Below are 14,914 nucleotides of genomic sequence, written 5' to 3' on the forward strand. Positions count from 1 at the left end.
GTTCGATCCTCTCTGTAATGCGTTGTTTTGTTGAAATTTCTATTTTTTTGTCGGTGATGGCGATTGTTGTTCCGCGTGCTCAATGCCATGCCCGATCAGTTCAATCATGCGATCATGATGACCACTGCTATAGAGGTAACCAATGAGACATTCAAAAGCCGTGGCATGTCTGTACTCCAGCACATCTGCATTTTTGGGTACACTGCCCGACTTGGCATTCCGCCCTTGCCGGACGATATCCCGTTCTTCCTCTGTCAGCTCAGCCTCAATCGTTGTAAGTATGCGGCTCTGTGCCTTCGCTGATACCAACCCGGTTGCACTACGGTGCAAATGATTGGGACGCATGTTGGCCTTCGACAACAGATATTGACGAACAGCTACCTCATATACCGCATCACCAATATAGGCCAGCGCAATAGGTGGAATCAACCTCGCAGGTCTGGAAGGAGGATACGGGAACCATCCTCCCTCTGTGACCTGCTCCTGTTGTTTTGGTGTATTTGGATGTCCTTCGCTCATTTGCGCCGCCATCTCATGCCCTGCGCCGTATCTTCAAGTAGAATGCCACGTGCAGACAATTCATCGCGAATTTCATCCGCTCTTGCCCAGTTTTTGGACTTGCGCGCTTCTACACGCTCTTCAATCAGACGTTCTACTTCCTCGTCCAGAAGTTCTGGCTCTGCGTCAGTATAAATGCGCAGCACAGCATTCAATTCACTGAACAACTCGAGGAGTGCGCGAATGTCTGCCGCATTAACTACCTCTTGCTGCAACAGTTGGTTGGCTTCCCCTGCCCACTCAAACATAGCAGTAATTGCATCAGGCGTATTGAAATCATCCTGCATCTTCTCGTGATACTGCTGACGAATTTGGTCGAGTCTTGCCGCAAACTCTGCTGTGATATCCTGATCAACAGTTACTGCATTCAGACGATGGTTCAGGTTACCTACCGCATTCGCAATCCGGTCCACACTGTTCTGTGCCTGCTCCATCGTATCATCCGTGAAGTTCAATGGGTTGCGATAGTGGGTAGACAACATGAAATAACGAATCGCTTCGCGTTTATATTGATTCCGCAAGTCTTTAACCAGAACACCATTACCGAGTGATTTTGACATCTTCTCGTTATCAATCCGGATGAATCCATTATGCATCCAGTAGTTCGCAAGTGGTTTACCTGTTAATACCTCGGATTGGGCGCATTCGCACTCATGGTGCGGGAACTGCAAATCCTGTCCACCCCCGTGAATGTCCAGTGTATCTCCAAGGTATTCCCTAGCCATGGCGGAGCACTCAATATGCCAGCCTGGTCGACCATCCCCCCAAGGACTGGACCAATAGATCTCCCCTGGTTTGGCAGCCTTCCAGAGCACAAAATCTTCGGGATGCTCTTTGCGCTCATCCACACCCACACGGATTCCAAATTGCAGCTCCTGCAGGTTTTGTTTCGAAAGTTTGCCATATTCGCTGAATTTGCCTGTACGATAATAGACGTCACCGCCATTTTCATACGCAAATCCTTTTTCAACCAGCTCACGGATAAAATCAATGATCAGCGACATGTTTTCCGTTACTCTCGGATTGCTGCTCGCCTTGGGAATACCCAATCCCTCAAGGTCTTCATAATAGGCAGCAATAAATTTCTCAGCTACATGAGGAACATCTGTTCCAAGTTGTTCTGCTTTGCGAATCAGCTTATCATCCACATCCGTGAAGTTCACCACATAGTTCACATCATGTCCTGTCTGTTCCAGGTATCCTCGAACTGTGTCGAAAAAGATAACCGGGCGTGCATTCCCGATATGAATGTAGTCATATACCGTTGGTCCGCAGACATACATTTTTACTTTCCCTGGCTCTTGGGGAACAAATTCCTCTTTGGTACGACTCATCGTATTATAAATCTGAAGCGTCATGGTCACTTATCCTTTCATCCTATACTGCCTTTATTTATTGTATCACGTATCACGCACAGTCTCATTTTCACGGGCATTCTGCAGTGTACGTACTTCTTTCTGCAATCGTTCGAGTTCTTTTTGCATACTGCGCAGGGAGTCAACGACCGGATCGGGCAATTGCTGACTAAGGCGATCTACCCGTCGACCATCCTGTTTGACAATTCTGCCCGGTATACCTACCACGGTACTATTGGAAGGGACCTCCTTAAGCACAACGGAGTTCGCACCAATGTTACATTGATCCCCCACGCTAAATGAACCCAGCACCTTGGCTCCGGATGAGATAACCACATTATTACCAATGGTCGGGTGTCTCTTCCCTTTTTCTTTCCCTGTTCCGCCCAAGGTAACCCCCTGATAGATAACGACATCATCGCCAATCTCACATGTTTCTCCAATAACGACGCCCATTCCATGGTCAATAAACAACCGATTTCCGATCGTAGCTCCAGGATGTATCTCGATTCCTGTCATAAACCGGCTAACCTGCGAAATGAACCTGGCAACCGAGAACCATCTTCTCTTGTATAAAAAATGAGCCATTCGGTGTGCCCATATCGCATGCAGCCCTGAGTAGGTGAATACCACCTCAAACCAACCTCGGGCCGCCGGATCGTTTTCAAACACCGCCTGGATATCTGATCTGATCTTCTTGAACATGCTCGTTCCCCTCTTGTTCAGGTTCCCGTCCTCCGGCTTACCGGACGGCGCGTTCCTTGGTAGTGTACTGCACACTCGCCTAAACAAAAAAACGCCCCTGCAGCATTTAGCTGCAGAGGCGTTTATCGCGGTCCCACTCTGCTCGGTCCATTCTTAGATAGAATGAGCCCTCAAGCGGTTTGGTAACGGAAACCAATCGTCACAACCTATCCTAACGTTTTCCCTTGTCATGATCAACAAGGGCGGGGCTGGATTCGGCTGTGCAGCTCACGGGTGCATTTCGACTGATGGACAGTGGATGGCTCACAGCCACCGCAACCAAAGAAATCTTTCTTTGCTGCGGGACCATCCTCTCTGAATCTGTCCGGGTCAGTCTACTCCTCCCGATCTTTGCTGTTCTATTAGATAAATCATATCAATTATTCGTTGTGTTGTTATTATAGCGAAAAGGCCTCAGACTGACAACAGCCTGCTACGTAATCCATCCATTATAAGACTGTATTCAGATTCCAAATAAACGGAATGTCCTCGAATAAGCTTATTTTACTTGTGCAAGCAAACGTTCGATCACCGTATCACGACCCAGAAGTACGATCGTTTGGTTCAAATCCCGTCCATGCGTCTGTCCAGTCAAGGCTACACGAATTGGCATAAAGAGCTGTTTGCCCTTAAAGCCGGTTTCTTTCTGTACTTCCTTGATCAATGCAGCCATTTTGCTTGGAGTAAACTCTTCGCTCGCCTGTACTTTATCCGCAAATGCCTTCAGTACGGTTGGCACCTGCTCCTCAGCAAGCACTGCTTCTCCTTCACTTTCAAGCTCCAGATTGGAACGGAAGAATACTTCCGACAATTCGACAATATCGGAGGCAGAATTCATCTGCTCCTGGTACAGGTGTACCAGTGTATAAGCCCATTCTTTTTGTTCAGCAGACAGCTCGGAAGAAATACGTCCAGCCTTTTGCAGATGCGGAATAGCCATTTCGGCAATACGTTCCGGATCAGCATGTTTGATATAGTGGTTGTTCAAGTGAGCCAGCTTGTGTGTATCAAATACCGCCGGGCTCTTGGACAGACGTTTCGTATCAAAAATGGAGATCAGCTGCTCTTGCGAAAAGATTTCTTCTTCACCTTCCGGCGACCAGCCGAGTAAGGAAATAAAGTTAAACATCGCTTCAGGCAAATAGCCGAGCTGATCATATTGCTCAATAAACTGAATAACGGATTCATCCCGTTTACTCAGCTTCTTGTGATTTTCATTCACGATCAGCGTCATATGACCGAATTGCGGCGGCTCCCAGCCGAGCGCTTCATAGATCATCAGTTGACGCGGCGTGTTCGAGATGTGATCTTCCCCACGCAGGACGTGGGAGATCTTCATCAAGTGATCATCCACAGCAACAGCATAGTTGTATGTGGGAATGCCGTCTTTTTTCACAATGACGAAGTCACCGGATTCCTTGCTGTTGAACGAGATTGTGCCTTTAACCATATCATCAAACGTATATGTGCGCTCTTCCGGCACACGGAAACGAATACTCGCTACGCGACCTTCCGCTTCAAACGCATTAATTTGCTCTGGAGTCAGGTCACGGTGTTTACCCGAATAACGCGGTGTTTCTCCACGTGCTGACTGTTCCTCGCGCTCTTGCTCCAATTCTTCCTCCGTGCAGAAGCAACGGTAAGCCAGACCTTTATCCAGCAATTCCTGCGTATATTTACGATAGAGGTCCAGACGTTCCGTTTGACGGTATGGTCCGTATTCTCCGCCCACGTCAATACTCTCGTCCCACTCAATTCCGAGCCATTTCAGGTATTTCAGTTGGCTTTCTTCACCACCGGCAATATTCCGTTTCACGTCCGTATCTTCAATACGAATAATGAATTTACCGTTATTATGTTTGGCATATAGATAGTTAAACAACGCCGTACGGGCATTCCCGATATGCAGGTGTCCCGTTGGGCTCGGCGCGTAACGCACACGAATTTCCGTGCTCATATGATCCCCTCCGTCGCTAATTGATTGATGATATCACACACGTACAAGGCAAACAACGGATTGAGCGGCAATGCCCTCTCCCCGTCCTGGGAATCCCAGTTGCTCTGTCGTTGTTGCTTTCACGTTCACCTGCGTTACATCCGCTTCCAGTGCCTTGGCAATAACCTCAGCCATCTGTGGGATGTAAGGAGCCATCTTTGGCTTCTGGGCAATAATCGTTGAATCAATATTCCCTAACTTATACCCGCGATCCTTCACAAGCTGCCATACATGCTCCAGCAATTTCAGGCTGTCGGCATCTTTGAATTCCGGATCGGTATCCGGGAAGTGTTTGCCAATATCCCCAAGTGCCAGCGCACCCAAAATGGCATCACTAATCGCGTGCAACAGCACGTCTGCGTCCGAGTGACCCAGCAATCCTTTTTCATAAGGAATCGTTACTCCGCCAATAATGCACGGGCGTCCCTCTACCAGCTGATGTACATCAAATCCCTGTCCTACACGTATCATCGCTTCTTCTCTCCCCCCAGCAAAAACGCAGCATATTGCAAATCTTCCGGCGTTGTTAATTTGATATTGGTATAATTGCCTTCCACAACCTTGACCGACATTCCCTGACGTTCAGCCAGCATGGCATCATCTGTTCCCAGAAATCCGTCCTGCTCGGCTGATGCGTAGGCGGAGAGCAGGGAAGAAAGACGAAAAGCCTGCGGGGTTTGAATGCTCCACAGACTGCTGCGGTCTGGCGTCGCCGTAACGACTCCTTCCGCATTCACTTGTTTGATCGTATCCTTCACGGGAACCGCCAGCACAGCTGCTCCACCACCGGATATGGCGGCCGCCATGCATCCCTTGATCTGCTCATGGTTCACAAAAGGACGTACCCCGTCGTGAACGAGAACCCAATCCGTCCCAAGTGCCTCAAGGCCTTTATGGACAGAATGTTGTCTCTCTTTCCCTCCGGGGATAACACGGACACGTGAATCCAGTTGGTATTCTTTTACCCAATCCTGGCAGCGTTCAACATCTGCGGCTCCTGTGACCAGCACCATCTCGCGGATCTCGTCCAGCGCAGCAAATACCTCAAGCGTATGTATGAAAACGGGCTTGTCCTGCAGCAACAGAAACTGTTTGCTCTCGGTCGTCCCCATCCGGGTTCCGCGACCTGCTGCCACAATGACAACGCCCCACCCTTTATCCATGCCGCAATCCCTGCCTTGTCTGTCAGTTTATCGTCCGAAGATATACAATATCATTCAACGATACACTACCCATCATACCGCTTTATTGGGCTTTTTCCAACAGTTTCGGCTTGGCAAAAATCATTCGTCCCGCTGAAGTCTGCAACACACTGGTCACCAGCACTTCCATCATCATGCCGATATACTCGCGTCCGCCCTCCACAACGATCATAGTGCCATCATCCAGATAGGCTACACCTTGACCATGCTCCTTGCCATCCTTGATGATCTGCACCATGATCTCCTCACCTGGCAGAACAACTGGCTTGACCGCATTGGCGAGATCATTAATGTTCAACACAGATACACCTTGGAGTTCACACACTTTGTTCAGGTTAAAGTCATTGGTGACCACTTTGCCCTGAAGCACTTTAGCCAGTTTAACCAGTTTGCTGTCCACCTCGGAGATTTCCTCGAAATCCCCCTCGTAGATCAGGACTTTTACATCAAGTTCCTTCTGGATTTTATTCAAAATGTCCAGTCCACGCCGTCCTCTGTTCCGTTTGAGCAGATCCGATGAATCGGCAATATGCTGTAACTCCTCCAGAACGAATTCCGGAATTACGATCGTGCCTTCAATGAATCCGGTTTTGCATATATCAGCGATACGCCCATCGATAATAACACTGGTATCCAGAATCTTATGTTCTTCCATCCGTCTATCCTCGTCCACCTCGGGATGACCCCATCGCCCAGACATCCAGAAGGCCCCCAGATCGTCTTTCTTCGCCATGGCAAGGGTATAACCAGAATAAGCACTAATCACCGTCAGCGCCACTTGCAGCACTTCTCCTGCTGTCCCCATCCATCCCACAACAGGGTAGAGCAACAAGGCCACCAGCAACCCAGCCACCGTACCTGCGGCACCTGCAGCCAGTTCGTTCATAGGTACTTTTGCCAATGAATCGATTCCACTATGCAGCCTGTCTGCCATCAATGTTCCACCGATATTACATACAGCCATAAACATTACAGCTCCCAGCAGTGTCGATATACCAGCTCCCAGTAATCCTGCTGACTGAATCCACTCAGCCATCCATGGGACCGATTTTCCTGCCAGATGATATGCCGTGTAGCCGAACCATGCACCGCACAATCCTGTAAAAGTTAAAATGCCTTTTTTCCACATTAGTCCCTGCACCTCCTTCAATGTATCTTGACTTTATATCCAGTATGATCCAATTCCTGAATTGCTAATCCCATCTGGAAGAACTTTTTGGAAATGTTGCAATCGTCAGTTGAAAGTAGGTAAATTATTGGCATATAATGAATTCAATTCATATCCCGAGGTGAGTGGCAAAATGAGTACGCTAAGTTTACAGGCTTTCCAGGATCAAGTTTCTGAACTGTTGCTGCGTCATCGCAGCCTGATTGATGTACTTTCCAAAACGGGACAAGCCGGAGCGTCTGTTAATCGTGCCGTGTCCAAAGCCATTACCGAATGCGGCTGCATCGAGCTGCACGCCACCAAGCAGAAATATGCCCCGGAGAGCGATATCGCTCAAACCAAGGGCCTGCTGGAAACGCATGTGGAAGGTGAGTTGTGTGAGAACTGCAGAGAGGTCATCAGCTCTGAACTAGGGCGGAACCTGTTCTACATGTCGGCTCTCTGCAATCTGCTGGACATTAACATGGAAGAGGTCGTAAATCACGAATCACAGAAGTGTTCAACGTTAGGGATGTTTAATCTGTCGTAAGAAGATATGTATGTCGTCCGCAAGGGTTTCTTTTACCGTAAATAGATCTGAATAAACAAAAAGCACGCATTCTCCAGTTCAGGAGAGTACGTGCTTTCTTTGTATAGTGTCTGTCCCCAAGGCGGCTTAACGATCGGAAGGACGGGAAGATTTCTCATCCTTGCGCTTTTTCGCCCGACTACGCGAGGCCGCTGTTCGCACATTATGCTTCATTCCATACAAGGCGTATAATACCAGCGGAATAAAGATCAATTTGGATAACTGCTCCGGGAAAATAACGGCTACGGCTATGGCAAATAACACAACCCATGGTGCAATCCAGATTGCCTTGCGTGGCAAACCGACCTTTTTGAAATTGGGATATTTAAGCGAACTCACCATCAGATACGATAACAGCAACGTAGCAATCATCATGCTAACCGGACCAATATCCTTATTGAACAAGGACAGTGTAGCCAGCACCCCACCGGCTGCGGGAATCGGCAGACCTGTGAAATACCCGGGAATTCCCGGACGAACATTAAACCGAGCAAGACGAATGGCTCCACAGATCGGAAAAGCCGCTGTTGCGATCCAGGCGAGGATCGGCATCGAATCTTGAAACGACACCATAAATATGATCAGGGCTGGTGCTGCACCAAAGGAGACCATGTCAGACAAGGAATCCAGTTCCTTACCGAATTCACTTTGAGCATTGAGTGCACGTGCCACTCTGCCATCCAGACCATCCAGCAGCATCGCTACAATGACCATAATGGCAGCCAAACTGTAATTTCCATCAATCGCAAGCAAAATTGCCATCATTCCAAGAAACAGATTACCCAGGGTAAAGAGATTCGGAATGAATCTGGTTAGCATTGTTGTTTCACCTCATCCATTTCAAGCCTTTATATAGGCAAACCCTTACATCTGTCTGTCGATAAACATTTGCTCCTGCAAACGTTTGAGGCCTTCCTTAATGGTCCGGGCACGAACTTCACCAATACCGTCCACTTCGTCCAGTTCTTCAATTGTAGCCATAATCACATGAGGCAATTGTTCGAATTGATCCACCAAATTATGGATAATGACATTGGGCAGGCGGGGGATCTTATTTAATACCCGGAATCCACGAGGTGCAACCGAATCCTCCGAAGTAGCCGCTGATGATGGATAGCCGAGCAGACGGACAATATGATGTGCATCCAGCAACTCATCGTCCGACAATCTTTTCAGTCCCACGATAATTTCACGGATTTTGTCATCACTGTCGTCACGGGCATAGTCTTTATACAATAACCAGGCTTCTTCTTCCGTTGTACCCACGAGCTCTTCCATTTGCATGGAAATGAGTCGTCCCTCATTCCCAAGTTCATGAATGTATCGTTTGATTTCCGTTTTGATCCGCATCACCATTTCGGTACGCTGAATCACATTAACCACTTCAGGAATCGTTACTAATTCCTCAAATTCCGAAGCACTCAGATTCGTAAGGGACTGTGTTAATACCGCTTTGTATTTCTCCAGGGTTTGAATCGCTTGATTCGCTTTGGTCAAAATAACCCCGATTTCCTTGAGGGAATAACGAAGTGTTCCCTGATACAAGGTAATGATATTCCGGCGCTGTGATATGGATACGACCAATTTACCCGTTTGCTTCGCTACACGCTCTGCCGTCCGGTGACGAATCCCCGTCTCTGATGAAGAGATGGATGAATCCGGGATTAACTGGGTATTGGCGTAAAGAATACGCTTCAAATCCTCGCTAAGAATAATGGCTCCATCCATCTTGGCGAGTTCATACAGATAGTTCGGGGAGAAATCACAGTTAATCGAGAATCCCCCATCCACCACTTCCATTACTTCAGGGCTGTATCCTACAACAAGCAGTGCGCCCGTCTTGGCGCGCAGCACATTTTCCAGACCTTCGCGGAAAGGTGTACCTGGTGCGATCAGCCTTAACAACTCATTCATATTATCCAGTTGGCTCATATCTTTCATCTTGTTATGCCCCCTAATCTAAAGCAACCGCTAGTGCATCTGCCACGGTATTCACACCGATCAGTTGTATCCCGCGAGGATGTTTCCAGCCCTTTAAGCTTTTTTCTGGTAAAATAACTCGTTTGAAGCCCAGCTTTGCGGCTTCCTTCACTCGTTGTTCGGCCCGTGATACGGCTCGAACTTCACCTGTCAGACCAATCTCGCCAAAGATGACGTCGTCCGGCTTGGTCGGTACATCTCTCAAACTGGATGCAATACTGACAGCAACCGCTAAATCTACAGCAGGCTCATCCAACCGTACTCCACCAGCCACATTCAGATACGCATCCTGGGTCTGTAAAAACATCCCCATTCGTTTCTCCAGCACTGCAATGATCAGATTTAATCGATGCAGATCTACCCCTGTTGCCATACGGCGGGGAGAAGGGAAATGTGTGGTCGAGATCAACGCCTGCAATTCCACGAGCAGAGGGCGTGTACCCTCCATACTGGCAACTACCGTTGAACCTGCTACACCCAGTGGACGTTCCGACAAAAAGAGTTCGGACGGATTGCCCACCTCACGAAGTCCATCCTCGCCCATTTCAAAAATGCCAATCTCATTGGTTGAACCAAAACGGTTCTTCACCGCACGCAGCAGGCGATACGTATGATGCCGTTCTCCTTCAAAATAAAGGACGCAATCCACCATATGTTCTAACATACGTGGACCGGCAATGGCACCTTCTTTGGTAACATGCCCCACAAGAACAGTTGCAATGCCTCTGCCTTTGGCAATCCGCATGAACCTTGACGTACATTCCCTTACCTGCGCTACACTACCTGGCGCACTGGTAACTTCGGGAAGATATACCGTCTGAATGGAGTCGATGACAAGAAAATGCGGCTGGATCTGATCCACCGCTTCCTCTACACGTTCCATATTGGTTTCACACAGTACATACAACTCGGCAGAGAGTGCCCCGAGGCGGTCTGCCCTCAATTTGGTTTGCTTGACTGATTCCTCACCGGAAACATATAACACACGCAAACCCGAATGCGTCAAAGCATGGGACGTCTGCAACATCAACGTTGATTTACCGATACCCGGATCTCCGCCCACCAGAACGAGTGAACCCGGAACGATTCCGCCACCCAATACTCGGTTCAACTCTCCGATTCCAGTCTGTACACGCGGTTCCTGACCGCTATCTATATCTATGATAGGAAGCGGTTTATCTTTACTGTCAAACAGAGGAGAATTTCTCCCCTGTGTTTTGACCACCGTCTCTGTTTCTTCCACCATTGAATTCCATGACTGACAACCCGGACACTTACCGTACCACTTGGGGGCTTCATAGCCGCATTCCGTACATTGAAACTTGGTTTTAACTTTGGCCACTTCAGCACTCCTATAATTTAGTTTTATAACAGCATTTTGCATTATTCGACGAATTTCACCCAAACTCCCTGACGTGCAGGGTTACTAAAAGTTTACCATTGTTTGAGATTTTTCGTAAAGGATTATCGCAAACTTTACACATGTTCCTGACATAATCATGTCCGTCTTCTGTCCAAAGTGCAAAAAATCCTCCCCGGCCGAAGCCGAGAAGGATTTGATTAAGGATTATGGATCAATACAAGCTGAAGTTTAACTCCAAAGCTTGCTAAATATTATTTAGTTTCGATTTCCTCATTGGACGAAACGACTACGTCTTTTTTCGTAACAGACAGTGCACCGTTCTCTTCGTCGATGAGCAATGAATCCCCTTTGGTTACGTTACCTGTGAGCAACTCTTCGGACAATTTGTCCTCGATATGCTTCTGGATCGCCCGACGAAGCGGACGCGCACCGTAAGCTGGATCAAAGCCTGACTTCGCAAGGAAAGACTTGGCATTATCAGTGAGTTCGAAATCGACCTCATGTTCGAGCAGTCGTTTACGAAGTTCTTCACTCATAAGCGTAACAATTTCAGCGATGTGTTTTTCTTCGAGTGAGTGGAACACGATAATTTCATCAATCCGGTTAAGGAACTCTGGACGGAAGCTTTTCTTCAGTTCATCCATCACTTTCCCCTTCATGTTGTCATAATCTGCTCCTGCATCTACAACTGCAGTGAAGCCCAGTGTAGAGTTACGTTTGATCGCTTCGGCACCCACGTTGGATGTCAAGATAATCAGCGTATTGCGGAAGTCAACGACGCGACCTTTGGAATCCGTCAGTCGACCATCCTCAAGCACTTGTAACAAGATATTGAATACTTCTGGATGTGCTTTCTCGATCTCATCAAGCAGGACTACGGAATATGGTTTGCGACGAACTTTCTCTGTCAGCTGGCCACCTTCTTCGTACCCAACATATCCTGGAGGCGCTCCGACAAGTCGGGAAGTCGAGTGCTTCTCACCATACTCGGACATATCAATCCGGATTACTGCATTTTCATCGCCGAACATCGCTTCAGCCAGAGCACGAGCAAGTTCTGTTTTACCTACCCCTGTAGGGCCGAGGAAAATGAATGAACCCATCGGACGTTTTGGATCTTTAAGTCCCGCACGAGCACGACGAACTGCACGGCTGACAGACTTCACTGCCTCATCCTGACCGATGACACGTTCATGTAGAATAGACTCCAGATTCATCAGACGCTGTGTCTCTTCTTCTTTCAGTTGGTTCACAGGGATTCCTGTCCAGCTGGCTACCACTTGTGCGATATCCTCAGGAGTAACCTCAGAATCGGTGCGACCTTGTTTCTCTTTCCACTGGTTCTTCGTTACATCCAGCTCTTCACGGATTTTTTGTTCCGTATCACGCAGAGCTGCTGCTTTTTCGAACTCCTGACTTTGAACTGCAGCGTCTTTTTCCTTACGGATATCTTCCAGACGGCTTTCCAGTTGTTTCAGGTTTGGTGGGATCGTGTAAGAGTTCAATCTTACTTTGGAACCCGCTTCATCAATCAGGTCAATCGCTTTGTCTGGCAGGAAACGGTCTGTAATGTAACGGTCAGACAGTTTAACCGCCTGCACAATTGCTTCGTCCGTAATTTTCACGCGGTGATGCGCCTCATAACGGTCACGCAAACCGTGCAAGATTTGAATCGCTTCTTCCGGAGAAGGCTGATCTACAGTAATCGGTTGGAAACGACGCTCAAGCGCTGCATCCTTCTCGATGTATTTACGATATTCATCCAGTGTTGTCGCACCGATACATTGCAATTCTCCACGGGCCAGAGCCGGTTTCAAAATGTTAGAAGCATCGATGGCGCCTTCAGCTCCGCCTGCGCCAATCAAGGTATGCAATTCGTCGATAAACAGGACAATGTTACCTGCTTGGCGGATCTCATCCATGATTTTTTTCAGACGATCTTCAAACTCACCACGATATTTGGTTCCAGCGACTACAGAACCCATATCCAGGGTCATTACACGTTTGTCGCGTAATGTTTCCGGAATCTCATTTGCGATGATTTTTTGTGCAAGGCCTTCAGCAATCGCTGTTTTACCTACACCTGGCTCACCGATCAATACTGGGTTGTTCTTCGTACGACGGCTGAGTACCTGGATGACACGTTCAATTTCTTTACTACGCCCAATGACGGGGTCCAGGTTGTTCTCTCTCGCATAAGCCGTGAGGTCACGTGCCAGACTGTCCAGCGTTGGTGTGCTTACATTGGCAGGTGTTCCATTATGACTGGATACAGCTTCACTGCTGCCAAGCAATTGCAGCACTTGTTGGCGTGCTTTGTTCAGGCTAATACCCAGGTTATTGAGCACACGTGCTGCAACACCCTCGCCTTCACGAATCAATCCGAGCAGGATATGCTCTGTGCCTACATAAGTGTGGCCCAATTTACGAGCTTCATCCATAGACAGTTCAATTACTTTTTTCGCACGTGGCGTATATGCAATGTTGGTAGGTTGCTCTTGGCCACGGCCAATCAGCGTTTCTACTTCATCCTGAATTTTTTCCAATCCGAGTCCCAGGCCGATCAGTGCTTTGGCTGCGATGCCTTCGCCTTCACGAATGAGGCCGAGCAAAATATGCTCAGTACCGATGTTATTATGACCGAGACGGACAGCTTCTTCCTGCGCGAGTGCGAGCACCTTTTGGGCCCGTTCCGTAAATCTTCCAAACATCATATCTCCTGCACCTCCATGGTTTTGGATAAAACGAGGGTCATGTAATGAAATAACCGTCGTATTCTTCATATCATTTTTGTTTGCAGCCGTGCTGCGAATAAAGTCATTCGGCAATTCGTACATGCCTTATTATATAAAAGCCGCAATGCGGCATGAAACCATAATTCAATACTATATCAGGCTAAACTAGGACTGCTTCGCTGCATTGATCGTATCACGAATCAACTGAGCACGGTAGATGTCACGCTCATCTGTGCGCATATCTTCCCCGAACGTTTTCTGCAAGAATCCCGGCTGTGTCATCACATTCAACTCATTCATTACCGTAATGGACAGTCCATCCAACAAACCGAGATCCACGCCAAGGCGTACATCCGATAAGCGCTGTGCAGCTTCCTTGGAATCAACAATAGCTGCATGAGACAATATGCCGTAAGAGCGCATGACACGATCCGTAATCCGAAGTCTGGAGTCGGTAATTAACCGTTCTCTAGCTGTACGCTCATGACCTATCATCTGTAATACAACACCATGCAGGTTCTCGATGACTTCCTGTTCGGTCTGTCCCAAAGTAATCTGGTTCGAGATCTGGAACAGGTTACCCATCGCCTCACTGCCTTCACCGTATATTCCTCTTACCGTCAATCCCACTTGGGAAACTGCGGTTAGAATACGGCCTATCTGTTGTGTCATCACCAGGGCAGGCAAGTGCATCATAACCGATGCTCTAACACCTGTACCTACATTAGTAGGACAGCTGGTTAAGTATCCTCTGCGATCATCAAAAGCATAATCCACGTGCGCTTCAAAAGCATCATCTATTGCGGAAGCTTTCTCCCAGGCTTCTTTCACCTGGAACCCCGGATAGAGGCACTGGATACGAAGATGATCCTCTTCGTTAATCATAATACTGACAGACTCATCCTCACTGAGAATAACCGCACCATTCCTGGATTCATTCGCAAGACTTGGACTGATGAGATGTTTCTCCACCAGCACCCGTTTGTCGAGTTCGTCAATATCGATCAGATCCAACGTATGAAAATCCCCAAAGGCATGAACGTCATCGTATTGAAGTACTTCGCTCAGCTTATTCAGCACCTCTTCCGATTGCTCATTGGAAGCCAGCATCGGAAACGGAATATGCTGAAGGTTGCGTGCAATCCGGACACGGCTGCTAATGACAATTTCGGAATCAGCCGCATCACTGCGCATCCAGTCGCTGAGCGCCTTCTCTGTAAAGCGCAGATTAGGCATTACACATCC

13 protein-coding genes are annotated in these 14,914 nt (G+C 48.0%); 1 reads left to right on the forward strand and 12 read right to left on the reverse strand.

Going from position 1 to position 14,914, the window contains the following annotated elements:
- Positions 1 to 39: 39 nt before the first annotated feature.
- The 7 genes from AC4E8D_RS27735 to AC4E8D_RS27765 form a co-directional block, all read right to left on the reverse strand.
- Positions 40 to 519, reverse strand: a complete 480-nt coding sequence (locus AC4E8D_RS27735) for a Mini-ribonuclease 3 (protein ID WP_076334124.1) — start codon at positions 517 to 519, stop codon at positions 40 to 42.
- Positions 516 to 1,916, reverse strand: a complete 1,401-nt coding sequence (gene cysS / locus AC4E8D_RS27740) for a cysteine--tRNA ligase (protein ID WP_221825253.1) — start codon at positions 1,914 to 1,916, stop codon at positions 516 to 518. Before cysS ends, AC4E8D_RS27735 begins: the two co-directional genes overlap by 4 nt.
- Positions 1,917 to 1,958: 42 nt before the next feature.
- Positions 1,959 to 2,618 (reverse strand): serine O-acetyltransferase, encoded by a 660-nt coding sequence (cysE, locus tag AC4E8D_RS27745; RefSeq protein WP_221825254.1) that lies wholly within the window; start codon positions 2,616 to 2,618, stop codon positions 1,959 to 1,961.
- A gap of 538 nt (positions 2,619 to 3,156) precedes the next feature.
- A complete protein-coding gene (gltX, locus tag AC4E8D_RS27750; protein WP_221825257.1) occupies positions 3,157 to 4,614 on the reverse strand; it encodes a glutamate--tRNA ligase in 1,458 nt (485 codons plus the stop codon).
- A gap of 33 nt (positions 4,615 to 4,647) precedes the next feature.
- A complete protein-coding gene (gene ispF / locus AC4E8D_RS27755) occupies positions 4,648 to 5,124 on the reverse strand; it encodes a 2-C-methyl-D-erythritol 2,4-cyclodiphosphate synthase (protein WP_017692052.1) in 477 nt (158 codons plus the stop codon).
- Positions 5,121 to 5,816, reverse strand: coding sequence for a 2-C-methyl-D-erythritol 4-phosphate cytidylyltransferase (gene ispD / locus AC4E8D_RS27760; protein ID WP_221825258.1), 696 nt, complete (start codon positions 5,814 to 5,816; stop codon positions 5,121 to 5,123). Before ispD ends, ispF begins: the two co-directional genes overlap by 4 nt.
- An 82-nt stretch (positions 5,817 to 5,898) precedes the next feature.
- On the reverse strand, positions 5,899 to 6,984 hold the full coding sequence (locus AC4E8D_RS27765; protein WP_047841132.1) for a PIN/TRAM domain-containing protein: 1,086 nt from the start codon (positions 6,982 to 6,984) through the stop codon (positions 5,899 to 5,901).
- A 172-nt stretch (positions 6,985 to 7,156) separates the two neighbouring features.
- On the opposite strand from AC4E8D_RS27765, the gene AC4E8D_RS27770 reads away from it, so the two are divergent.
- Positions 7,157 to 7,552: a nucleoside triphosphate pyrophosphohydrolase family protein gene (locus tag AC4E8D_RS27770; protein ID WP_017692049.1), complete on the forward strand. Its 396-nt coding sequence runs from the start codon at positions 7,157 to 7,159 to the stop codon at positions 7,550 to 7,552.
- A 126-nt stretch (positions 7,553 to 7,678) separates the two neighbouring features.
- Here the strand turns inward: AC4E8D_RS27770 and pssA are convergent, their stop codons facing one another.
- The 5 genes from pssA to mcsB all read right to left on the reverse strand — a co-directional run bounded on the left by pssA (position 7,679) and on the right by mcsB (position 14,905).
- Entirely contained in the window at positions 7,679 to 8,410 is a 732-nt protein-coding gene (gene pssA, locus AC4E8D_RS27775) for a CDP-diacylglycerol--serine O-phosphatidyltransferase (RefSeq protein ID WP_017692048.1), read from the reverse strand.
- A gap of 45 nt (positions 8,411 to 8,455) precedes the next feature.
- Positions 8,456 to 9,532 (reverse strand): DNA integrity scanning diadenylate cyclase DisA, encoded by a 1,077-nt coding sequence (gene disA, locus AC4E8D_RS27780; protein WP_047841130.1) that lies wholly within the window; start codon positions 9,530 to 9,532, stop codon positions 8,456 to 8,458.
- A 13-nt stretch (positions 9,533 to 9,545) separates the two neighbouring features.
- The gene (radA, locus tag AC4E8D_RS27785) at positions 9,546 to 10,913 is read right to left on the reverse strand and encodes a DNA repair protein RadA (protein WP_036671578.1); all 1,368 of its coding nucleotides are present in this window, start codon (positions 10,911 to 10,913) and stop codon (positions 9,546 to 9,548) included.
- A 272-nt stretch (positions 10,914 to 11,185) separates the two neighbouring features.
- Positions 11,186 to 13,648, reverse strand: coding sequence for an ATP-dependent Clp protease ATP-binding subunit (locus AC4E8D_RS27790; protein WP_221825270.1), 2,463 nt, complete (start codon positions 13,646 to 13,648; stop codon positions 11,186 to 11,188).
- A 186-nt stretch (positions 13,649 to 13,834) separates the two neighbouring features.
- Positions 13,835 to 14,905 (reverse strand): protein-arginine kinase McsB, encoded by a 1,071-nt coding sequence (gene mcsB, locus AC4E8D_RS27795; RefSeq protein WP_221825261.1) that lies wholly within the window; start codon positions 14,903 to 14,905, stop codon positions 13,835 to 13,837.
- Positions 14,906 to 14,914 lie beyond the last annotated feature (9 nt).

The organism is Paenibacillus sp. SRL342 (assembly GCF_984798905.1).

Excerpts from the sequence above, each read along its gene's own strand:
- disA (WP_047841130.1), bottom strand. The coding sequence starts at position 9,532 with ATGAAAGATATGAGCCAACTGGATAATATGAATGAGTTGTTAAGGCTG.
- AC4E8D_RS27735 (WP_076334124.1), bottom strand. The coding sequence starts at position 519 with ATGAGCGAAGGACATCCAAATACACCAAAACAACAGGAGCAGGTCACA.
- cysE (WP_221825254.1), bottom strand. The coding sequence starts at position 2,618 with ATGTTCAAGAAGATCAGATCAGATATCCAGGCGGTGTTTGAAAACGAT.
- ispF (WP_017692052.1), bottom strand. The coding sequence starts at position 5,124 with ATGATACGTGTAGGACAGGGATTTGATGTACATCAGCTGGTAGAGGGA.
- AC4E8D_RS27765 (WP_047841132.1), bottom strand. The coding sequence starts at position 6,984 with ATGTGGAAAAAAGGCATTTTAACTTTTACAGGATTGTGCGGTGCATGG.
- AC4E8D_RS27770 (WP_017692049.1), top strand. The coding sequence starts at position 7,157 with ATGAGTACGCTAAGTTTACAGGCTTTCCAGGATCAAGTTTCTGAACTG.
- gltX (WP_221825257.1), bottom strand. The coding sequence starts at position 4,614 with ATGAGCACGGAAATTCGTGTGCGTTACGCGCCGAGCCCAACGGGACAC.
- ispD (WP_221825258.1), bottom strand. The coding sequence starts at position 5,816 with ATGGATAAAGGGTGGGGCGTTGTCATTGTGGCAGCAGGTCGCGGAACC.
- AC4E8D_RS27790 (WP_221825270.1), bottom strand. The coding sequence starts at position 13,648 with ATGATGTTTGGAAGATTTACGGAACGGGCCCAAAAGGTGCTCGCACTC.
- cysS (WP_221825253.1), bottom strand. The coding sequence starts at position 1,916 with ATGACGCTTCAGATTTATAATACGATGAGTCGTACCAAAGAGGAATTT.
- pssA (WP_017692048.1), bottom strand. The coding sequence starts at position 8,410 with ATGCTAACCAGATTCATTCCGAATCTCTTTACCCTGGGTAATCTGTTT.
- mcsB (WP_221825261.1), bottom strand. The coding sequence starts at position 14,905 with ATGCCTAATCTGCGCTTTACAGAGAAGGCGCTCAGCGACTGGATGCGC.